Source organism: Histophilus somni, assembly GCF_014202395.1.
Taxonomy (GTDB): domain Bacteria; phylum Pseudomonadota; class Gammaproteobacteria; order Enterobacterales; family Pasteurellaceae; genus Histophilus; species Histophilus somni.
Window position 1 is genome coordinate 42,164 of the sequence record NZ_JACHGQ010000001.1, and the last position, 21,914, is coordinate 64,077.

The 21,914-nt window shown below is 37.0% G+C and carries 22 protein-coding genes; 15 read left to right on the forward strand and 7 right to left on the reverse strand.

Annotated elements, in window-relative coordinates:
- Window positions 1-80 precede the first annotated feature (80 nt).
- Window positions 81-206 carry a hypothetical protein gene (locus HNR69_RS09525; RefSeq protein ID WP_256692932.1) on the forward strand — a complete coding sequence of 42 codons (126 nt, stop codon included), beginning with the start codon at window positions 81-83 and terminating at the stop codon, window positions 204-206.
- Between the two features lie 210 nt (window positions 207-416).
- On the opposite strand, the gene HNR69_RS00210 is transcribed toward HNR69_RS09525, so the two are convergent.
- From HNR69_RS00210 to HNR69_RS00220, 3 genes are read right to left on the reverse strand one after another with little or no spacing between them, the layout of a single operon-like run.
- Window positions 417-797, reverse strand: coding sequence for a SufE family protein (locus HNR69_RS00210; protein ID WP_075293926.1), 381 nt, complete (start codon window positions 795-797; stop codon window positions 417-419).
- On the reverse strand, window positions 794-1,993 hold the full coding sequence (locus HNR69_RS00215; RefSeq protein WP_075293925.1) for a cysteine desulfurase: 1,200 nt from the start codon (window positions 1,991-1,993) through the stop codon (window positions 794-796). The genes HNR69_RS00210 and HNR69_RS00215 overlap by 4 nt, the downstream gene beginning before the upstream one ends.
- Window positions 1,983-2,486: a thermonuclease family protein gene (locus tag HNR69_RS00220; RefSeq protein WP_041604213.1), complete on the reverse strand. Its 504-nt coding sequence runs from the start codon at window positions 2,484-2,486 to the stop codon at window positions 1,983-1,985. Before HNR69_RS00220 ends, HNR69_RS00215 begins: the two co-directional genes overlap by 11 nt.
- A 125-nt stretch (window positions 2,487-2,611) precedes the next feature.
- On the opposite strand from HNR69_RS00220, the gene HNR69_RS00225 reads away from it, so the two are divergent.
- The 4 genes from HNR69_RS00225 (at window position 2,612) to nhaA (ending at window position 6,443) form a co-directional block, all read left to right on the forward strand.
- Window positions 2,612-3,028 carry a CidA/LrgA family protein gene (locus tag HNR69_RS00225; RefSeq protein ID WP_075293924.1) on the forward strand — a complete coding sequence of 139 codons (417 nt, stop codon included), beginning with the start codon at window positions 2,612-2,614 and terminating at the stop codon, window positions 3,026-3,028.
- Window positions 3,025-3,714, forward strand: a complete 690-nt coding sequence (locus HNR69_RS00230) for a CidB/LrgB family autolysis modulator (RefSeq protein WP_075293923.1) — start codon at window positions 3,025-3,027, stop codon at window positions 3,712-3,714. The genes HNR69_RS00225 and HNR69_RS00230 overlap by 4 nt, the downstream gene beginning before the upstream one ends.
- A gap of 2 nt (window positions 3,715-3,716) precedes the next feature.
- A complete protein-coding gene (locus HNR69_RS00235; protein WP_136122214.1) occupies window positions 3,717-5,069 on the forward strand; it encodes an anti-phage deoxyguanosine triphosphatase in 1,353 nt (450 codons plus the stop codon).
- A gap of 186 nt (window positions 5,070-5,255) precedes the next feature.
- Window positions 5,256-6,443 carry a Na+/H+ antiporter NhaA gene (nhaA, locus tag HNR69_RS00240; RefSeq protein WP_011609117.1) on the forward strand — a complete coding sequence of 396 codons (1,188 nt, stop codon included), beginning with the start codon at window positions 5,256-5,258 and terminating at the stop codon, window positions 6,441-6,443.
- A 53-nt stretch (window positions 6,444-6,496) separates the two neighbouring features.
- On the opposite strand, the gene yfaE is transcribed toward nhaA, so the two are convergent.
- The 3 genes from yfaE to HNR69_RS00255 all read right to left on the reverse strand — a co-directional run bounded on the left by yfaE (window position 6,497) and on the right by HNR69_RS00255 (window position 9,371).
- Window positions 6,497-6,754 carry a class I ribonucleotide reductase maintenance protein YfaE gene (gene yfaE, locus HNR69_RS00245; protein WP_011609116.1) on the reverse strand — a complete coding sequence of 86 codons (258 nt, stop codon included), beginning with the start codon at window positions 6,752-6,754 and terminating at the stop codon, window positions 6,497-6,499.
- Window positions 6,755-6,819: 65 nt separating this feature from the next.
- Window positions 6,820-7,950, reverse strand: a complete 1,131-nt coding sequence (nrdB, locus tag HNR69_RS00250; RefSeq protein WP_011609115.1) for a class Ia ribonucleoside-diphosphate reductase subunit beta — start codon at window positions 7,948-7,950, stop codon at window positions 6,820-6,822.
- A 137-nt stretch (window positions 7,951-8,087) separates the two neighbouring features.
- The gene (locus HNR69_RS00255) at window positions 8,088-9,371 is read right to left on the reverse strand and encodes a citrate synthase (RefSeq protein ID WP_136122215.1); all 1,284 of its coding nucleotides are present in this window, start codon (window positions 9,369-9,371) and stop codon (window positions 8,088-8,090) included.
- A 345-nt stretch (window positions 9,372-9,716) separates the two neighbouring features.
- On the opposite strand from HNR69_RS00255, the gene sucA reads away from it, so the two are divergent.
- The 4 genes from sucA (at window position 9,717) to sucD (ending at window position 15,919) form a co-directional block, all read left to right on the forward strand.
- The gene (gene sucA, locus HNR69_RS00260) at window positions 9,717-12,512 is read left to right on the forward strand and encodes a 2-oxoglutarate dehydrogenase E1 component (RefSeq protein WP_132994435.1); all 2,796 of its coding nucleotides are present in this window, start codon (window positions 9,717-9,719) and stop codon (window positions 12,510-12,512) included.
- Window positions 12,513-12,600: 88 nt separating this feature from the next.
- Window positions 12,601-13,824 carry a 2-oxoglutarate dehydrogenase complex dihydrolipoyllysine-residue succinyltransferase gene (gene odhB, locus HNR69_RS00265; RefSeq protein WP_011609112.1) on the forward strand — a complete coding sequence of 408 codons (1,224 nt, stop codon included), beginning with the start codon at window positions 12,601-12,603 and terminating at the stop codon, window positions 13,822-13,824.
- 53 nt (window positions 13,825-13,877) lie between these two features.
- The gene (gene sucC, locus HNR69_RS00270; protein WP_075293919.1) at window positions 13,878-15,047 is read left to right on the forward strand and encodes an ADP-forming succinate--CoA ligase subunit beta; all 1,170 of its coding nucleotides are present in this window, start codon (window positions 13,878-13,880) and stop codon (window positions 15,045-15,047) included.
- A complete protein-coding gene (gene sucD / locus HNR69_RS00275) occupies window positions 15,047-15,919 on the forward strand; it encodes a succinate--CoA ligase subunit alpha (protein WP_012340576.1) in 873 nt (290 codons plus the stop codon). Before sucC ends, sucD begins: the two co-directional genes overlap by 1 nt.
- Window positions 15,920-15,992: 73 nt before the next feature.
- Here the strand turns inward: sucD and argS are convergent, their stop codons facing one another.
- Window positions 15,993-17,726 carry an arginine--tRNA ligase gene (gene argS / locus HNR69_RS00280; RefSeq protein ID WP_136122216.1) on the reverse strand — a complete coding sequence of 578 codons (1,734 nt, stop codon included), beginning with the start codon at window positions 17,724-17,726 and terminating at the stop codon, window positions 15,993-15,995.
- 83 nt (window positions 17,727-17,809) lie between these two features.
- Between argS and HNR69_RS00285 the strand changes: the two genes are divergently transcribed.
- The 6 genes from HNR69_RS00285 to HNR69_RS00310 all read left to right on the forward strand — a co-directional run bounded on the left by HNR69_RS00285 (window position 17,810) and on the right by HNR69_RS00310 (window position 21,900).
- Window positions 17,810-18,397 carry a VOC family protein gene (locus HNR69_RS00285; RefSeq protein WP_011609108.1) on the forward strand — a complete coding sequence of 196 codons (588 nt, stop codon included), beginning with the start codon at window positions 17,810-17,812 and terminating at the stop codon, window positions 18,395-18,397.
- A 5-nt stretch (window positions 18,398-18,402) separates the two neighbouring features.
- Complete coding sequence (locus HNR69_RS00290) at window positions 18,403-18,726, forward strand: hypothetical protein (RefSeq protein ID WP_136122217.1); 324 nt, start codon at window positions 18,403-18,405, stop codon at window positions 18,724-18,726.
- Between the two features lie 23 nt (window positions 18,727-18,749).
- Window positions 18,750-19,211, forward strand: a complete 462-nt coding sequence (locus tag HNR69_RS00295) for an outer membrane lipoprotein (protein WP_136122218.1) — start codon at window positions 18,750-18,752, stop codon at window positions 19,209-19,211.
- Window positions 19,212-19,346: 135 nt separating this feature from the next.
- A complete protein-coding gene (locus tag HNR69_RS00300; RefSeq protein WP_183405636.1) occupies window positions 19,347-20,237 on the forward strand; it encodes a glycosyltransferase family 52 in 891 nt (296 codons plus the stop codon).
- A gap of 37 nt (window positions 20,238-20,274) precedes the next feature.
- Entirely contained in the window at window positions 20,275-21,357 is a 1,083-nt protein-coding gene (prfA, locus tag HNR69_RS00305; RefSeq protein WP_136122219.1) for a peptide chain release factor 1, read from the forward strand.
- A 51-nt stretch (window positions 21,358-21,408) separates the two neighbouring features.
- On the forward strand, window positions 21,409-21,900 hold the full coding sequence (locus HNR69_RS00310; protein WP_135026434.1) for an RDD family protein: 492 nt from the start codon (window positions 21,409-21,411) through the stop codon (window positions 21,898-21,900).
- Window positions 21,901-21,914: the final 14 nt, after the last annotated feature.

Here is a 21,914-nt window from a genome sequence, read left to right on the forward strand (position 1 = left end):
TGGGTTCTAATTATATTTAAATTATAATGAAATGTAAATGTAATGTAATTTGCTTTTTATCTATAATGTGAGCCTAAATTATGACAACTTCAAACTTAAATATCCGCATTGATGGCAATTTAAAGAAACAAGGGGAGGGGCAGATTATATCCGCCTTTTTATGTATTTTATTCTCCGTTCGGGTGGATGTCATGGGGCGAATGTGATTCGCCCCTACTGTAGCAAAGGTGATTTTGGACAGCTATGGCATTTCTCCATCCCAAGCTGATTATGAACTGAATGATATTACGCTACGAGCCATTCACGAGCTGGAAAGCGGAATTTACACCGTGAGTACGCTGGACGAACTTTTGGAGCTGAAAGATGCGTAAAAAAACGTCAAAAGAAATAAGACGAAAACAACATGTCTGATAAGGTTATCTTGTTGCTTGCTTTATTTTTTGTTCAATTTGTTTTAAGCCGTTAAGTCTTGTATCGGTTAAACGTTGGGCAATGCCGAGTTCATCGAAATATTGGATTAAATCAAATTCTGCCAATTGAGTCGCTTGTTTGCCGTTCATTTCTTGCAATAACATCCATAATAAGCCATTCATAATTCTTGCTTCGCTATAAGCGTGGCATTCAAAAGTGCGGTCTGTTTTAAGTAAGCATTTAAACCATACTTTGACTTCGCAACCTTGAATGATTTCCATTTCAGCCAATTGTTGTTCTGTCGGTTGGCGGAGATTTTTTCCTGCCAAAATGATTAAGCGATAACGTTCTTCCCAATTTTTCGCTTGTTTGATTTGTTCAATCATGCCAATAACTCCAAACTTTTATCCAATGCACTAAAAAACAGTTCAATATCTTCTTGGTTATTGTAAGGGGCGAAAGAGAGGCGTAGGGTGCTTTTTTGTCCTAGACGCTGTAAATAGGGGGTTGCACAATGTTCGCCACTACGCAAGGCAATATGTTGTTCTGCAAGTAGGGTCGCAATATCCGATGTGGCGATTGTGGTGAATGTAAAGCAAACAAATGTGCTTGGGTGTGGCGAATTAAATAGGCGACAATGAGGATAATTTTTTAACCGCTCTTTTGTTTTTTCCGCCAGTTGCACGGCAAATTGTTCCCCTTGTATGATATTCCATTGTTCCAGCCAATTTAATACCGCACCGAAACCGATTACGCCAGCAATATTGGGTGTGCCGCTTTCGAGGCGATAAGGTAAAGAGGCAAAAACAGTTTCTTGTTTTGAAACCTGTTCAACCATTTTTCCGCCGAAAAAACTGGGTTGTAATCGTTCTAAAGCAGAACGTTTTCCACTTAATACACCCAACCCTGTCGGTCCGTAAATTTTATGTGCGGAAAAAACGATAAAATCTGCATCAAGCCTTTGAAGATCAATGGTTTGATGGTTAATGGCTTGTGCACAATCTAATAAAATCAAGGCACTGCTTTTTTCTCGTATGATGGGGATAAGCTGTGTCAGCGGTTGTTGTGTTCCTGTTACATTGGAGATCACATTTAAGGCGACTAATTTCGTTTTTTTGTTTAAGGATTTTTGTAGAATTTGTTGATCAATGAGTAAATTATCTTGCAACGGTAAAATAATTAATGTTGCACCGCACTTTTTAGCAATTTGTTGCCAAGTAACAAAATTTGCATGATGTTCCGCTTCGCTAATGATAATTTCATCGTTTGGGGAAAGTTGTGCCATTAAGCCGTAGGCGACAATGTTGATGCTTTGTGTGGTGCCGGATGTCCAAATAACGGTTTCTTCACTTTCAGCGTTGATCAGTTTTTTGACCTGCTTTCTCGCTTGTTCAAAAAGTGCGGTCTGTTTTGCATCATATTGGCTTCGATGTACGGAGCCGGCAGAAGCATAAAAATGCTGCGTTGCGTCCAGGAGAACTTGCGGTTTTAAGGTGGTCGCCGCACTGTCTAGATAAGTGATACCATTTTTTTGGTGAAAAAAAGGAAATTGCTGGCGAAATAATGTTGGATCAAAAATCATATTTTTTTATCTTTTGCTTTTTTTGTTTACGCCATTGATGTGGATATACAGGATGAGGATCTTGCCATAAGCCAAGACGTTTACGTTGTGCGTATTTTTGTGCTTGTAGATACTGCGGATCTTTTAAATATTGTTGATATGCCCAAGCAAAACCTGCATTTACCATCGCTAAATTAATATTTTTTCCTTGTGAGTTATAAACCGTTGCGAGCATGCGTTGATAACGGTCATAGCTTGACACATGCAATTTTACGTTTTTTTTATAAATTAACTTTGTAAGATAGTGTTGGGCTTTTTTACCAAACGGCTGTCCTTTTTCCGGTGCGTCAATTTCTTGTAAACGCACTTTTACCTTTTTGTTATTGCGAAGTGAGCAGGTAAATGTATCGCCATCACTAATTTTCACTACATAACAAGGAAGAATGCGGGGATTTTTGGCTGAAACACTAGAAATGGCACAAAAAAATAAAATAAAAAAGATTTTTTTCCACATATTGATCATTTTATTCAAGGTAATTTCGCTTATTCTACCGAAAAAACGTAACAAAACGAATAAAATAAGAGTAAAATCAATTTATAAATTTTATTATTTTTGTTGAATTTTAAGTTGTTATCATTATGTTAAGACGTGTTTTTGAGTTTGCTCGTTCTTTCGCCGTTTTGTATATCGCTTTATATTTGGGTAATGTGATTGGGTTTATTGTTCCGCTGAGTGTGCCGGCAAGTATTTGGGGATTGCTAGTATTATTTTTAGGATTGTTGACAAAGGTTATCAAAACAGAGTGGGTAAATTTTGGTGCAAGTCTGTTAATTCGTTATATGTCCGTGTTGTTTGTTCCGGTTAGTATGGGAATTGTGGAATATGCAGATATATTAGTTACTCAAGCAACGTCATTTTTATTACCGAATATTATTAGTACTATATTAACTTTGGTATTAATAGGTATTTTGGCAGAATATTTATTTTCACGCCGCTCTTTTGTTTATTTACGTCAAAGAATGTATCAAAAACGTCAAGGAAAAAAAATAATATGATGTATTTTTATAGTTTATTAACAGTGGCAATTTTTGCACTTGCTTTGTTAATTAATAAACGTTGGAAATCCGTTGTATTTAATTCATTTGTGCTTACATTGCTCATTTTGATTGTGATTTTCTTGATTTTTGATATTCCTTTTGAACGTTATTATCAAGGAAATAAACCGCTTAATCATTTGTTAGGACTTAGTATTATTGCGTTGGCATTGCCGCTTTATGAGCAATTGCCACAAATTCGTCGGCATTGGCAAATAATTTTATTGGTTACGTCTTTTGCTTCATTATTTGCTATGTTGTCAGGTGCATTGTTAGCAATTTTATTCGGTGCCACACCTGAAATCGTTGCGTCAATTATACCTAAGTCGGTAACTACCGCTATTGCAACGGTTATGGCGGAAAATTTAGGTGGGATTCCTTCTGTTACGGCGGTGGGTGTACTTATCGCCGGTTTGCAAGGTGCTGTTTTAGGTCGTATTATTTTGCAAAAAATAGGTATTAAGCATTTAGAAAGCCACGGATTAGCGATTGGTGCCGTTTCGCATGTTTTAGGGACAGTGAGCTGTATGAATACGGATCCCAAAGCAGGTAGTTATAGTTCTATTGCTTTGGTATTATGTGGCATTATAAGTTCGTTATTAGCACCGTTAGTATTTTGGCTGTGTATGTTTTTCATTCAAGGATAAATATGAAGTTGCAAATTAATTCATCTTGGCAAGAACGCTTTCTTGCCGATCCGCCGAGAGAGAAAGATCATCGTCCGCCTTTTCGTCGTGATCGTGGGAGAATATTGCATAGTGCGGCTTTCCGTTGTTTACAAGCAAAAACACAAATTCACGCTATAGGCGAAAATGATTTTTACCGCACTCGTTTAACCCATTCGCTTGAGGTTGCTCAAATTGGTAGCAGTATCGTTGCACAAATGAAACTTATTGATAGTTTTATTTATTTAGCTCAACAGCTCAAGGAAGATCGAGCAGATTTGCAAAAACAACTTAAATTAATACTGCCGTCTAATGACCTCATTGAAAGCCTTTGTTTTGCTCATGATATCGGTCATCCGCCCTTTGGACATGGCGGAGAAGTCGCCTTGAATTATATGATGCGTCATCATGGGGGATTTGAGGGAAATGCACAAACGTTTCGTTTATTAACTAAGCTTGAGCCTTATACGCCTAATGCAGGAATGAATTTAACTCGTCGAACGTTATTGGGCGTTGTTAAATATCCTACGATTTTAGATCGTTCTTCCCCACAATATCATCAAGGGGTAATTGTCGATAATGTTGATTCTAAATATGTGAAGATTTCAGCGTGGAAACCGGGAAAAGGGATTTTTCGTGATGATTTGAAAATGTTTGAATGGTTACTTGAACCCTTATCGGAAAATGACCGCACTTTATTCGGGCAATATAAAAAAGAGCGTACTCGTCCTGATGAGGTTTTGAAAACCCGTTATAAATCTTTGGATTGCAGTATTATGGAACTTGCAGATGATATTGCTTATGCGGTACATGATTTAGAAGATGCGATTGTTGTTGGCGTGGTAACGTTTCAGCAATGGCAAAGTGCGGTGGAAAAATTAACAAAATGTCGTTCTGAATGGATTGTTCAGACTATATCCTCGCTCAGTCAAAAACTTTTTTCGGAATTACACTATGAGCGTAAAAATGCCATCGGTGCATTGGTGAATTATTTTATTACCCATGTACGTTGGAAAATAAATAATGGTTTTTCCGAGCCTTTATTACGTTATAACGCCGAATTACCTGATGAAGTTATTGAAGTTTTAACTATTTTTAAACACTTCGTATGGGAGTATGTGATTAAACATGTTGATACACAACGTGTCGAATATAAAGGGCAAAGAATGCTTACTGAAATGTTTCAAATTTTTGACAGTGATCCGTTGCGTTTACTGCCTCGTAATACAGCAATGCGTTGGCAAAAAGCAACAGAAACAGATCGTAAGCGAATTATTTGCGATTATATTGCGGGAATGTCCGATGCGTATGCGTTGAGAGTGTATCAACAGCTTTAAATGTGTTGAGTAAATTTGTTTTTGTATAAAGTTTTGTTAAATTTGTTGAATATTATTGTGAACTTTGTTGTGTTTTTTTTATCAATAGAAAAAATTGTTTGATTTGCCTTGACCCTAAATAAAAGTTCGTGATAAAAACTTGTTATATGCGTTTTTAGTTATGCAAAGGAAGTAATAATGAAAATAATGACTGAAAAAATTCGGGAATGTATTCGCCAATTTTTACAAATGGAGGCCGCCGGAGGAATCCTGTTATTGGTTTTTTCTGTAGGGGCGGTGATATTTGCCAATTCTCCGTTAAGAGATCATTACTTTAGTTTTCTGAATGCTCCGGTGATTATTCAATTCGGATCTATCGTTGAACTTAATAAACCGTTATTAATGTGGGTAAATGACGGATTTATGGCGATTTTCTTTGTTCTTGTCGGCTTGGAAGTGAAACGTGAGATGTTGATTGGTGCGATTTCCAGCTATCAGAAGGCTATTTTTCCGGCAATTGCGGCTTGTGGCGGAATGATTGTACCGGCTTTAGTATATTGGCTTGTAAATCAAGGTGTTCCTGATTATCACGGCGGTTGGGCCATTCCAATGGCGACCGATATTGCTTTTGCTATTGGTGTATTAGTGTTGCTAGGTACTCGAGTACCTCTTGCTTTAAAAGTATTTTTATTAGCATTGGCTATTATTGATGATTTAGGTGCAATTATTGTGATTGCTTTATTTTTCTCACATGATTTAAGTACAAAAGCGTTGATTTTAGCAAGTATTGCTATTGTTGGCTTAATTTTGTTAAATCGTTTCAAAGTATCAAATTTAATCGCTTATGTTGTCGTTGGGATTATCCTTTGGGTATCTGTATTGAAATCAGGTGTACATGCGACATTAGCTGGTGTCATTATAGGTTTTTGTGTACCGCTGAAAGGTAAAAATAACAGCGAACCTTTGGTTGAAATGGAACATGCTATTGCACCTTGGAGCTCATTTTTAATTTTACCGCTCTTTGCTTTTTGTAATGCCGGTATTCCTTTGTCCGGTTTGGGTATGGAAGCATTAACTTCACCATTAACACTGGGTGTTACGTTGGGGTTATTGTTAGGTAAGCCGATTGGTGTGTTTTTATTTAGCTACTTATCAGTGAAACTGCATATAGCAAAACTACCTGAAGGTATTAATTTTAAACAGATATTTGCAGTTTCGGTACTTTGTGGTATAGGGTTTACCATGTCGATGTTTTTAGCCAGTCTTGCTTTTGGTGGGGGAGATGGACACTTAACCGCTTATGCACGATTAGGTATCTTGTTTGGTTCTAGTGTATCGGCTGTAGTAGGATATTGGCTATTGTTTGTAACAACGAAGGAAAACGCTAACCAGTAAATATTTTTTAAGAGATAAGTGAATTGGAAGTCGCATTTTTGCATGTGTATAGATTAGAGTTCGATTTCTATATCATCTTCCAATTGGCAACAACAAAGTAATATTTCATTTGGATTAAGAAAGGCAAGGGGCTGTTCTTTATAAGACACTTTGCCTTTTTGTAGTTTTACCCGACATGAACCACAATAACCTGAGCGACATTGATATTCATGTATAATGCCGTTTTTTTCTAATTTTTCCAATAAAGGCATTTCGTTGGCATGGGTAAGCGTTTGCCGGTAATTGCTGATATAAACTTGATAAATCTTCATTATTTTTAGTAAAAATCAACCGCACTTTTAACCTAGGTCAAAGTGCGGTTGATTTTATAGGTGTTTTATAGATCGAAATCGCCGAAGTCATTTGTATCTACTTTGGCATCAATTTGTCCGACAAGATAAGAACTGACTTCAACTTCTTGTGGAGCAACTTGAACATTATCCGATACTAACCAAGCGTTTATCCAAGGAATTGGGTTTGAACGTGCTTGGAAGGGCAATGGCAAGCCCACAGCTTGCATACGAATGTTTGTGATATATTCCACATATTGCACAAGAATATCTTTATTTAATCCGATCATTGAGCCATCTTTAAAGAGATAATCAGCCCATTCCTTTTCTTGTTCCGCCGCTGCAACGAATAACTCATAAGCCTCTTGTTTACATTCTTCAGCGATTTCAGCCATTTCAGGATCATCTTGTCCCGCCGCCATGATGTTGAGGATATGCTGAGTGCCTGTCAAATGCAGTGCTTCATCACGGGCAATAAATTTAATAATTTTTGCATTACCTTCCATTAATTTGCGTTCAGCAAAAGCGAAAGAGCAAGCAAAGGAAACATAAAAGCGGATTGCTTCTAACGCATTTACACTCATTAAACAGAGATAAAGTTGGCGTTTTAAGTTGCGTAAAGTGACTTTACAGGCTTTACCATCCACTGTATAAGTACCCTCGCCATATAATCCGTAAAGTTGACTGTCACGGATTAGATCATCATAGTAAGAAGAAATATCTCTTGCACGTTTGATAATTTCTTCGTTTGTGACAATATCGTCAAAAACGATTGACGGATCATTTACGATATTACGAATAATATGTGTATAAGAACGGGAATGAATCGTTTCTGAGAATGTCCAAGTTTCGATCCATGTTTCCAATTCCGGAATGGAAACTAATGGCAGTAAGGCAACATTGGGGCTACGACCTTGGATAGAATCTAATAATGTCTGATATTTTAGATTACTAATAAAGATGTGTTTCTCATGTTCAGGTAGTGCTTGATAATCAATGCGGTCTTGTGATACATCGACTTCTTCCGGTCGCCAGAAGAAAGAGAGTTGCTTTTCAATTAATTTCTCAAAGGTTTCATATTTTTGTTGGTCATAACGGGCAACATTGACGTTTTGACCAAAAAACATAGGTTCCAATAATTGATTATTTTTAGTTTGTGAAAAGGTAGTGTATGCCATAGAAAAATTCCCGATTATGATTAATTAGTCTAATTTTACCACGATTTATTGTAAATTTTGATAAAAATAGAATAAGGTACAAAAAATCAAGCTCGCCATTCAAAAAGAGACGAGCTTCACTTTAACTCTGACAGAAATTATTTTTCAATGGCATCAAAGTTACGTTCTGTATGTCCTTTGTATAATTGACGAGGGCGTACAATCTTCATATTGCCAGGTTTAAACATTTCTTTCCAATGAGCAATCCAACCTACTGTTCTAGCTAAAGCGAAAATAACAGTAAACATTGATGTCGGAATACCTATTGCTTTCAAGATAATTCCTGAATAAAAATCGACATTTGGATACAGTTTATGATCGATAAAGTAAGGATCATTTAACGCAATACGTTCTAATTCCATAGCAACGTCAAAGAGCGGTGTCTGAATGTTTAATTCTTTTAATACTTCATGGCAAGTTTGACGCATCACTTTAGCTCGAGGATCGTAATTTTTATAAACTCGATGTCCGAATCCCATTAATCTGAAAGGATCGTTTTTATCTTTTGCTCGTGCAATGTATTCAGGAATACGATCAACAGAACCGATTTCTTCTAGCATGTTAATACAAGCTTCATTTGCTCCCCCATGAGCCGGTCCCCAAAGAGAGGCAATTCCTGCAGCGATACAAGCAAAAGGGTTTGCTCCGGACGAAGCAGCGGTACGCACTGTAGATGTTGAGGCATTTTGTTCATGATCTGCATGCAAAATGAAAATTCTATCCATCGCTTTTTCTAATACAGGGTTAACTTCATAAGGTTCACAAGGCGTTGCGAACATCATATATAAAAAATTTCCTGCATAAGAAAGTTTGTTTAATGGGAACATAAAAGGTTGTCCAATAGAATATTTATAACACATCGCCGCAAGCGTTGGCATTTTCGCTAATAAACGAATTGCTGTTAATTCTCGGTGTTCAATATCATTAATATCCAAGGAATCATGATAGAAAGCTGCTAAGGCACCGCTTACCCCGCACATAATCGCCATAGGGTGAGAGTCTCTACGGAATCCATGGAAGAAGCGAGAAATTTGCTCATGTACTAAAGTATGATTTTTGACCAACTTTATAAAGTTGGCATATTCTTCTTTATTCGGGCGTTCTCCAAATAACAGTAGATGAGCAACTTCTAAATAATCCGCATTTTTAGCAAGATCCGCAATAGGATAACCACGATGTAACAGTACGCCGTTATCACCATCTATATAGGTGATTTCGGAAACGCAAGAGGCAGTTGACATAAATCCGGGGTCAAAAGTAAATAATTTATTTTTAACTAACGGTTGAACGTCAACAGCATCGTATCCAAGCGTTCCTTGTTGAACATTTAAATCAAATTCACGTCCGTCACTAAGTGTAAGTTTTGCTGTTAATTTAGACATAAGACATTCCCCCTTGAGAGTTTAAAAGTTTATAAAGAAAGTAAGATGTTGAATATTTGTGTATGTTTTCAATATAACGTTTAATTTTGTTACTGTCTGCATAAATTTTACATTATTTTTACAAATAAGGTGTTGGATGTTTAAAAATGAGATGTAGATCAAAAAAATAAAAAATTATTAACAACTTTTTAACTTTTTTATTGCTTAGATAGGTAATTTGATTTTTAATTTCCAGCTGAAATTGATATAGCTTATCAAATAAATAGATTGTTTATGGCTAAATCTATGTATAATGGAAAAAATTACACTGTAAATTGCTATCAATAATCAAGTTAGGTGGTCATAATGAAAAAAAATAGCCCTATCAGTGAATGGTTGGCATCCAGTGCTTTAGGTGGTGCGAACCAGTCTTATGTCGAGGATCTTTATGAAGATTATCTTGATAACCCTCAAGCTGTTGACGAAAGTTGGCAACAAGTTTTCAATTCTCTTCCAAAACAGAACGCACTTGAGCAGCCTCATTCAAAAGTTCGTGATTATTTTAAACGTTTAGCACGTGATACTTCTCAAAATGGAGTGGGGGTGATAGATCCTAATGTTAGTGCGAGATTGGTTAATGTGCTTAAATGGATAAATGGGCATCGTAACCGAGGGCATCTACATGCGGATTTGGATCCGTTAAAAATGTGGCAACGTATGGAGGCACCAACGCTTGATTATAAGTTTTATGGTTTTTCTGATAATGATTTAGATGAAGTTTTTGATATTGGCGGTTATGTTTATAACAAGGAACAAATTTCGTTACGTGATTTAGCCGATTCGTTGAAAAAGACTTATTGCAGTACGATTGGTTTAGAATTTATGCATGTTAACGATCTTGACGCTCGTACGTGGTTGCAACGCAAAGTTGAGAGGTTATTAGATAAACCGCTGTTCACCCGAGAAGAGCAACTGAAATTTTTAGAAGAATTAATTGCAGCAGATGGATTAGAACGTTATTTAGGGGCGAAATTTCCCGGAGCGAAACGCTTTTCTTTAGAAGGTAGCGATGCTTTTATACTGTTAATGAAAGAAATGATTCGTCATAGTAGCAGAAATGGTGTGAAAGAAATTGTGATGGGCATGGCACATAGAGGTCGCTTGAATCTATTGGTTAATGTGTTGGGTAAAAAGCCTTCAGAATTATTCGATGAGTTTGCCGGTAAGCATAGTGGCAGTGGGACGGGGGATGTTAAATATCATCAGGGATTTTCATCTGATTTTATGACGGACAATGGTATTGTACATTTAGCATTGGCATTTAATCCTTCTCATTTAGAGATTGTTAATCCTGTTGTTTTAGGTTCTGTGCGAGCAAGACAAAATCGTATTCAGGACGTTGAACATTCTCAAGTGTTACCAATTACGGTGCATGGAGATAGTGCGGTTGCAGGGCAGGGCATTGTTCAAGAGACACTGAATATGTCAGAAGTGAGAGGCTATACAGTTGGTGGGACAATTCGTGTGGTGATTAATAATCAAATTGGTTTTACCACTTCAAATCTACAGGATACACGTTCAACAGAATATTGTACTGATATAGCGAAGATGATTGAGGCACCGGTTATCCATGTAAATGGTGATGATCCGGAAGCTGTTGCTTATGCTGCACGAATGGCGGTTGAATTTAGAGCAAAATTTAAGCGTGATATTTTTATTGATTTGGTGTCATATCGTCGACATGGGCATAATGAAGCAGATGAACCTGCTGTTACTCAACCGCTTATGTATGAACGTATCCGTAAGCATCCAACACCTCCGAAAGTTTATACGAACCGTCTAGTTACTGAAGGTATTATTGATGAAGCATATGCAATTGAATTAGCAAATAAATATCGAGATGCTTTGGATAATGGAGGTTGTGTTGTACCGGAATGGCGTGAAGCGGATATTGAAACGAAAGATTGGACTAAGTACTTAACGCAAGAATGGACTGAGTATGATGGTTCCTTTGATTCTGAGCGTTTTGTCGGATTAGCTAAGAAAGTATGTGATTATCCAAGTTCGCATTCATTACATCCTCGAGTGAAAAAACTTTACGATGATCGTTTATCAATGGCACAAGGCGATAAATTATTTGATTGGGGTATGGCTGAAACAATGGCTTATGCGACCTTGCTTGATGAGGGATATAATGTTCGTTTATCTGGTGAGGATGTGGGACGTGGTACTTTCTTTCATCGCCATTCAGTATTACACAATCAAAAAGATGCGACGTTGTATATTCCATTAACTCAATTACATGCTCAACAAGGGCGTTTTGAAGTTTGGGATTCTGTATTATCAGAAGAAGCTGTTTTAGCTTATGAATATGGTTACGCAACAGCGGCACCACGGACATTAACTATTTGGGAGGCACAATTTGGTGATTTTGCGAATGTTGCACAAGTTGTGATCGATCAATTTATTAGTTCCGGCGAGCAAAAATGGGGACGTATGTGTGGTTTAGTGATGTTGTTGCCACATGGATATGAAGGGCAAGGTCCAGAACATTCTTCTGCTCGCTTGGAGCGTTATTTGCAACTCTGTGCACAGCAAAACATGCAAGTATGTGTACCTTCTACTCCGGCACAAATTTATCATTTATTACGTCGTCAAATGTTGCGTAAAGTACGTCGTCCATTAATTGTTATTACACCAAAATCATTGTTACGTCGTCCGCTTGTGGTATCTACTATGGAGGAGTTAGTGAATGGAAAATATCAAAATGTGATTGCGGAAATTGATGCTATTGATCCTCAAAAAGTTCGTCGTGTCGTGATGTGTTCCGGAAAAGTTTATTATGATTTATTGGAACAACGTCGAGCAAATAATCAGACAGATGTGGCAATTATTCGTATTGAGCAACTTTATCCGTATCCTCATGAAGAAATGAAAGAGGTTTTAGCTCCTTACTCTCACGTAACTGATTATGTTTGGTGTCAGGAAGAACCGTTAAACCAAGGTGCTTGGTATTGCTGTCAGCATAATTTTTGGACATCATTACCCCCACATGGTAAGTTGCGTTATGTTGGTCGTCCAGCTTCAGCTTCACCGGCAGTGGGCTATTTATCTCTACATAATGAGCAACAACGAGCTTTGGTAACTGAGGCATTAGCGTAATTTTGCTAGGTTAAAGTATTGGAAAAATTTTCAATAATTAACGGATATATATCTAATTTTAAGCGAAATATGAATAGGAGGAAAAAATATGAGCAATTTCGATATTATTACTCCGGATCTCCCTGAATCTGTGGCGGATGCAACCGTTGTAACGTGGCATAAGAACGTGGGTGATGCGGTAAAATGTGATGAAGTTTTAGTGGAAATTGAAACTGATAAAATTGTGTTGGAAATTCCCGCACTTAGTGATGGGGTGCTTGAAACTATTTTACAACCGGAAGGTTCAACTGTCGTGAGTAAACAATTGTTGGGTAAAGTATCCGCTTCGGCAGGTATTGGAGAAGTTACAAAATCAACTGTACAGAATGTGGAAAAAACACCGGCAGATCGTCATTCGGCTAATTTGAATACTGATGCAAGTAGCGATGTACTGAGTCCGGCTGTTCGTCGTTTGTTAGCGGAGCATGAATTAAATGCTGATGAAATTAAAGGTACAGGTGTAGGTGGTCGAATTACTCGTGAAGATATAGCGTTAGTGGTTAAGCAAAAAGCACAACAAACAGAAACGGCACAAGCATCTCAGTCTATTGCAACTGGGTTGAAAATTGATCATCGCAATGAAAAACGTGTACCAATGACACGTTTACGTAAGCGTATCGCAGAGCGTTTACTGGAAGCAAAAAATACTACTGCAATGCTGACAACATTTAATGAAGTGGATATGCAGCCGATTATGAATTTACGCAAGCGTTATGCAGAAAAATTTGAGAAACAACATGGTGCACGCTTAGGATTTATGTCTTTTTATATCAAAGCGGTGGTTGAAGCACTAAAACGCTATCCGGAGATTAACGCATCTATTGATGGTGATGATATTGTTTACCACAATTATTTTGATATTAGTATTGCTGTTTCCACACCTCGTGGTTTGGTAACGCCGGTTGTACGTAATTGCGATAAATTAAGTATGGCAGATATTGAAAAAGAAATTAAATTGTTGGCGGAAAAAGGTCGTGATGGAAAATTGACCGTTGAAGATTTAACGGGGGGGAATTTTACTATTACTAACGGTGGCGTTTTTGGTTCTTTAATGTCAACACCTATTATAAATCCGCCACAAAGTGCGATTTTGGGTATGCATGCGATTAAAGATCGTCCCGTTGCGGTTAATGGTGAAGTGGTTATTCGCCCAATGATGTATTTGGCACTAAGCTATGATCACCGTTTAATCGATGGACGTGAAAGCGTCGGTTTCTTGGTGACAGTGAAGGACTTGCTGGAAGATCCGACTCGCTTGCTACTGGAAATTTAGAAGTACCGATAATCTAAAAGTGCGGTATTGAAACGTATCAATAAGGGGACGATATGAATTTACATGAGTATCAGAGTAAAAAACTTTTTGCAGATTATGGTTTACCTGTAACTAAAGGTTATGTTTGTGAAAATGTTGAACAGGCGTTAAGTGCGATTGAGAAATTATCAGGTTCTCAATGGATTGCAAAATGTCAAATCCATGCCGGTGGACGTGGTAAAGCTGGTGGAGTAAAAGTGGTTAAATCAGCACAAGAAGTGCGGTCGTTTTTTACTAAGTTTTTAGGACAGCGTTTAGTTACCGTTCAAACAAATGAACAGGGACAACCGATTCATCAAATTTATCTTGAACCCTGTGCGGAAATTCAAAAAGAATTGTACTTGAGTGCAATTATTGACCGTAGCTCTCAACGTATTGTCTTTATGGCATCAAGTGAAGGCGGTATGGATATAGAAGAAGTAGCAGAAAAAACACCGCACTTATTGCATAGGGTAACTATCGATCCTTTGGTTGGAGCGATGCCATATCAAGGGCGAGAATTGGCATTTAAATTAGGATTATCAGGGAAACAAATTCAGCAATTCAGCCAAATTTTTTGCCAACTTGCCAAATTATTTGTTGAAAAAGATTTATCCCTACTGGAAATCAACCCATTGGTTATTTTAAAAAACGATGAATTATTTTGCTTAGACGCAAAAGTTGTGGTTGATGATAATGCGTTGTATCGTCATCCTGACTTGTTTTCTATGCGTGATTTAACGCAAGAAGATCCTCGTGAGGCTGAGGCTGAAAAGTGGAATTTAAATTACGTTGCGTTAAATGGGAATATTGGTTGTATGGTCAATGGTGCCGGTTTAGCCATGGGAACGATGGATATTATTAAATTACATGGCGGACGACCAGCAAATTTCCTTGATGTCGGTGGTGGAGCAACAAAAGAACGTGTTATGGAAGCATTCAAAATTATTTTAACGGACAGTGCGGTTAAAGCCGTATTAGTGAATATTTTTGGCGGTATTGTGCGTTGTGATTTAATTGCTAAAGGAATTGTTTCCGCAATCAATGAAATTGGTGTGAGTGTTCCAGTTGTTGTGCGTTTGGAAGGAACAAATGCGGACTTAGGACGTGAAATTTTAGCACAAAGTAACTTGAATTTAATTGCTGTAAACAGCTTAACTGAAGCAGCGGAACAAGCAGTTAATGCAGCAAAGGAGAGTGAATAATGGCAATTTTAATTAACAAAAATACCAAAGTGATTTGTCAAGGTTTTACTGGTAAACAAGGCACGTTTCATTGTGAACAAGCCTTAGCTTATGGCACTCAATTAGTTGGAGGGGTTTCCCCAGGAAAAAGTGGTTCGTTGCATTTAGGATTGCCTGTTTTTAATACTGTTCGTGAGGCAGTGGAGAAAACTGGTGCTACCGCAACCATGATTTATGTTCCGGCACCTTTTTGTAAAGATGCTATTTTAGAAGCAATTGATGGGGGCATTAAGTTTATTGTTTGCATCACAGAAGGTATTCCAACGTTGGATATGTTGGAGGTGAAAAAAAAATTACAGCAAAGTGATGTCGTGATGATTGGTCCAAATTGTCCCGGTGTTATTACACCAGAGGAATGCAAAATGGGGATTATGCCAGGAAATATTCATAAAAAAGGGCGTATCGGAATTGTTTCTCGTTCCGGCACGTTAACTTATGAGGCAGTAAAACAAACAACGGATGAGGGGTTTGGACAATCCACTTGTGTAGGGATTGGAGGAGATCCTATCCCCGGTTCCAGTTTTATTGATATTTTGAAATTATTCCAAGCAGATCCTGAAACTGATGCGATAGTGATGATTGGTGAAATTGGTGGAAGTGCGGAGGAAGAAGCAGCCGATTTTATCCATAAACATGTAACTAAACCTGTTGTGGCTTATATTGCCGGAGTAACCGCTCCGAAAGGAAAACGAATGGGACATGCAGGAGCAATTATTAGTGGCGGAAAAGGAACGGCAGAGGAAAAAATTGTCGCTTTGGAAAAAGCCGGCGTGAAAACGGTAAGAAGTTTGGCTGATATTGGTAAAGTTTTAAGAACTTTGTTGACACCATGAGTAAATTAATAACCTACAGAAAAGGCAACGGATGTTGCCTTTTTTATACGAACCAATAATGGAAATATCTGAACTACATTTTTTCCACTGTTTTTATACCGAGTAAATCCAAACCTTGTTTTAAGGTTTTTTCGGTGAGTAAGGCGAGTTTTAAACGGCTTAATTTTACGTTTTCATCATCATTATTCAAGATAGGACAATGCTCGTAGAAACTAGAGAATAAACCGGCTAACTCATACAAGTAGGCACATAGAATATGCGGCGTTCCTTCTTTGCCTACAATTTGTACTGTTTCTTCAAATTGTAGCAATTTAATTGCAAGTAAACGTTCTTTCTCATCTGCTAATTGGATCTTGGCAGGGTAAAGCTGTTCTTCGCTAATATCGGTTTTGTTGAAAATAGAACGAATACGAGTATAAGCATATTGCATATAAGGTGCAGTATTTCCTTCAAAACTCAACATGTTGTCCCAATCGAATACATAGTCGGTTGTCCGATTTTTAGAAAGATCCGCATACTTGACTGAACCGATACCCACTGCCTCTACCACTGCTACTTTTTCTTCATTTGAAAGTGCGGTGTTTTTTGCTGAAATTAATTGATCTGCACGTTCAATCGCTTCATCTAATAAATCTGTCAGTTTAACCGTTCCACCGGAGCGAGTTTTAAACGGTTTTCCGTCTTTACCTAACATCATACCGAAATTTTTATGTTCCAGCTGGAAACTGTCCGGCACATAACCGGCTTTTCTAGTAATCAACCATGCTTGTTGCATATGTTGGCTTTGACGTGTGTCGGAAAACACCAAAGCACGATCTGCTTTTAATGTATGATAACGATATTTAGCCGCCGCAATATCTGTTGTTGTGTAGAGGAAACCGCCATCTTTTTTCTGCACGATAACCCCCATCGGATCACCGTCTTTATTTTTAAATTCTTCGAGGTAAACAACTTGTGCACCTTCATCTTCAACGGCTAAACCTTGTGCTTTTAGATCCGCAACTATTTCAGGTAGCATTGGATTATACAGACTTTCCCCCATTACATCATTTTGGGTTAAGGTCACATTCAAGCGATCATAATTACGTTGATTTTGTTGCATAGTAATATCAACAAGTTTCTTCCACATTGTGCGACAATAAGCATCACCATTTTGTAGCTTTACCACGTAATTACGTGCTTTTTCTGCAAAGGTTTCATCATTATCATAATGTTCTTTAGCAGCACGATAGAAGGCTTCCAAATCTGCCAGTTCCATTGCTGAAGCATGTTCATTTTCCATTTTTTCCAAATAGGCAATAAGCATACCGAATTGTGTACCCCAGTCTCCGACATGGTTCGCTCGAATAACGTTATGCCCTAAAAATTCCAGTGTACGAACGACCGCATCGCCAATAATGGTTGAACGTAAATGTCCAACGTGCATTTCTTTTGCTACATTCGGTGAGGAATAATCTACAACGACGGTTTGAATTTCTTCGGTTTTAATACCTAATTTTTTATCTTGCAAGGTAACTTGAATATTTTCTGCCAACCAATTTTTATCTAAGAAGATATTAATAAATCCGGGACCTGCAATTTCCATTTTTTCGGCAATATTTTTTAAATCAATGAGATCGAGTACTTTTTGAGCAAAATCACGGGGATTTAAACCCAGTTTTTTAGCTGTTGCCATAATTCCATTAGCTTGATAATCGCCAAACTGAGGTTTACCGGATGGTTTCACTAAAGCATCACATTGTTCATCTGCACCGGCTTGACGCATCGCTTGTTTGATTTTGTTAGATAAAATAGACTGAATATTCACTGATATACCTAATAATTGATTTGTGAAAATAATGCGTTATGATACCGCTCTTTCCTTATTCAGAAAAGATAAAGCAATAAAAAATGCAGATTTTTAACCAAAATCATTCTTTGTTTCGGCAATCTAATATCTCATTAGATGAGTTTGAACAATTTGAAAGAAAAATTATTGAATTAGCCCATTCCATGCAATTACGGTTAGATCGTGTTGAAATTGACCATATTGCCTTGAGAGTAAATAAACGTAAATCTGCGGAGGATTGGCTGACTTTGCTGTTAAAGTGCGGTACAATTCTGAGCGGTAATATTGTAAACGGGAGAGTTATTTATTTAATTCAACTTGATAATCCGATACGTTTTTCGGATCAGTTTATTGATATTATTGAATTACCGTTCCCTAAAGATAAAGTGTATCCAGTGGAAAACTGGGAGCATATTGAAGTTATAATTCCATTTGAAGTGAATGAAACTGTTGATGAATGGGTTACACGTATAAGACAACAATTTTTATGGGACGAATTGGCTAATTTGAAAGTTAAAGTAAGTGAACCTAAGGCGGATGGCGAGCAATTACCTAACCCGTCTATTGCAGTGAGTTTTGTTAATCAACTAGAAAATCATACTTGCATAAAAGTTCACCCGTATCATATCAAAAAGATAATTGAGGGTTAGATTCGATGAAAAAAGTAACATTAGCATTCACTTTATTATTAGGTTTTTTAGGATTAGCAGCTTGCTCATCTACAAAAAATGATAATGTGTATAGGGGCGAAATTTTGTTCGCTGCTCAAAAAGGAAATAATTTAAAATTAACTATTCGTAAAAATGATTGCAAACAGCAAGAGGGAGGAATTAAGGAGATCGTATTAGGTCATTCTTACGATTCTCATTTAGTTGTAGGCTCTTGTGTAGAAGTCTCTCACAATGACGATGGTATAACAGTAACAAATATTTCTCGTAAAAGATCAAGTTCTTGGCTTTCTAGAACATCTAAAAATTAATCAAAAAAGAGAGGTTAACTATTATGAAAAAAATGACTTTATCATTAGCTATTTTACTTAGTTTGGGATTAGCTGGTTGTGTCAATGAAGATATATACAGTGGTAATGTCTATAGTGGCACACAAGCTAAATCAGCTCGTTCAATCAGTTATGGTATCATCGAATCAATCCGTCCGGTTAAAATTCAAGGCGATAACCAAGGTGTGATTGGGACTGTTGGTGGTGGTGCTTTAGGTGGAATAGTGGGATCTAGTATAGGCGGTGGTACCGGACAGGCAGTCGCTGCAGCAGTTGGTGCTATTGCCGGAGCGGTAATTGGTAGTAAAGTAGAAGAAAAAGCAAGTCAGATTAATGCGTTGGAACTTGTTATCAGAAAAGACAATGGACAAGAAATTGTTGTTGTGCAAAAGTATGATGCAACTTTAGTGCCGGGAGCTCGAGTTCGTATTGTTGGTGGCTCCACTTTAAATGTTTCTGTAATGTAGCTCTGCTATTATGGTTATTATATAGAGGCTGTTTTAGGTAATTCTAAGGCAGCCTCGAATTGAATTTTCTGTTTTCGGAGTTGGGTAATAATCCAAGATTTAGAGCCAAAATAGTTGAATATCATGAAGTGTAATATGAAAATCAAAGCAATTGTTATTGTCAGTAGTTTAAGAATGTTGTTGATTTTTCTGATGTTAAATAAATATCATTTAGATGAAGTGTTATTTGTTTTTAATGAAGATTTTGAATTACATAAAAAGTATAAAATCAAGCACTATGTTGCCATTAAAAAGAAAATAACAAAATTTTGGCGTCTCTATTATAAACTTTATTTTTATCGATTTAAGATTGACCGTATTCCTGTTTATGGTTCTGATCATTTAGGTTGGACAGATTATTTTCTTAAATATTTTGATTTTTATTTAATCGAGGATGGCATAGCGAATTTTAGTCCTAAAAGATATGAAATTAATTTAACAAGGGATATTCCTGTTTTTGGTTTTCATAAGACGGTAAAGAAAATTTATTTGACCTCTTTAGAAAATGTACCAAGTGACATTAGGCATAAAGTTGAACTGATTTCATTAGAGCATTTATGGAAAACAAGAACAGCTCAAGAACAACATAACATATTGGATTTCTTTGCTTTTAATTTAGATTCACTTATATCGTTAAAAATGAAGAAATATATATTATTTACGCAGTGTTTATCGGAAGATCGTGTAATATCAGAGCAAGAGAAAATAGCCATTTATCAACATATCATAAAAAATTATGACGAGCGTTTGCTAGTGATAAAACCACACCCTAGAGAAACAACAGATTATCAAAAGTATTTTGAGAATGTATTTGTATATCAAGATGTTGTGCCGAGTGAACTATTTGAATTGCTTGATGTGAATTTTGAAAGAGTGATTACCTTATTTTCCACCGCTGTTTTCAAATATGATAGAAATATTGTTGATTTTTATGGTACTCGAATACACGATAAAATATACCAATGGTTCGGTGATATTAAGTTTTGAAATTTAAATTTACATTATTATTTTGTAAGGTCAGAGAATGAAAGCCAGTATTATTAGTAAATTAGAGAGCTTAAAAGAGAGACATGAAGAACTTGAAGCGTTGCTTGGGGAGTCTTCTGTCATTAACGATCAAGATAAATTCCGTGCTTATTCAAAAGAATATGCTCAATTAGAAGATGTTGTAAAATGTTTCGCACGTTGGAATTGGTTGAATAACAATATTGAAGAAACACAACTATTGCTTGATGATCCTGATATGAAAGAAATGGCTGAATTGGAAATAGAAGAGTCAAAAGCTGAAATTGAAAATGCGGAGCAACAATTACAAATCCTGTTATTACCTAAAGATCCAAATGATGAATACAATGCTTATTTAGAAATTCGTGCTGGAACCGGCGGTGATGAAGCTGGTATTTTTGCCGGTGATTTATTTCGCATGTACAGTCGTTATGCAGAAAGTAAACGTTGGCGTGTGGAAGTATTGAATGCAAATGAAAGTGAGCAAGGCGGATATAAAGAAATTATTGTCAAAGTGAATGGCGAAGGCGTGTATGGTCAACTGAAGTTTGAGTCCGGCGGGCATCGTGTGCAACGTGTACCAAAAACAGAATCTCAGGGCAGAATTCATACGTCTGCGTGTACCGTAGCTGTTATGCCTGAATTACCGGAAAATGAAATGCCGGAGATTAATCCGTCGGATTTGCGTATTGATACCTACCGCTCTTCGGGAGCAGGTGGTCAGCATGTTAATACAACGGATTCTGCGGTACGTATTACGCATATTCCGACGGGTATTGTAGTGGAATGTCAAGATGAGCGTTCACAACATAAAAATAAGGCGAAGGCACTTTCCGTTTTAGCTTCTCGTATTGCACAAGCTGAACAGGAACGTCAAGCTCAAGCCCAAGCGGATACTCGTCGTAATTTATTAGGTTCAGGCGATCGATCAGATAAAATTCGTACTTACAATTACCCGCAAGGTCGTGTAACGGATCATCGTATCAATTTAACGGTATATCGCCTTGATGAAGTGATGAATGGCAAGATTGACGAGCTAATTCAACCAATTATTACGGAATATCAAGCAGATCAGTTGGCAATGTTGTCCGAACAACATTAATCTATTCTGACGAAGAGAAAATTCCTCTTAAGATTATGAGAAGGAGATACGATGATTGTTGAAAAATTAAATGAAAAAAACAATTCTAATGATGAAAATCGTAAATTTATTGTTGAAGAAGATCATAAATTACAAGCAAATTCCAATAACGTATCAGATATTGTTTATGCCAGTCGATTTAAGCGTTGGTTGGCTTCCCTCATAAATGCATTATTGTTCTATGTGGCTATTTTGTTTGGATCTATTGTCTTGAACCAGATTGCAGGTCTCATTTTTATTTTCCTCTATATCGGATATCAATTATTCCTCATGTATAACGCTAAGCAAACATTAGCAAAGAAATGGCTAAATTTACAAGTGATAGACTATAGAACAAATCACCCCTTAACATTTGGTCGTTATGTATTGCGTGAATTTATTGAACAGCTTTTTGCATTAACAGGTATCTTAACTTCAGTTAGTGCAATTGTTGCTTTTGCAAATGAGGAAAGACGTTCGTTAGTGGATATAGTTATGTCGACTATCGTTGTGAAGAAAACTTAAGTTTCACTAAAGAA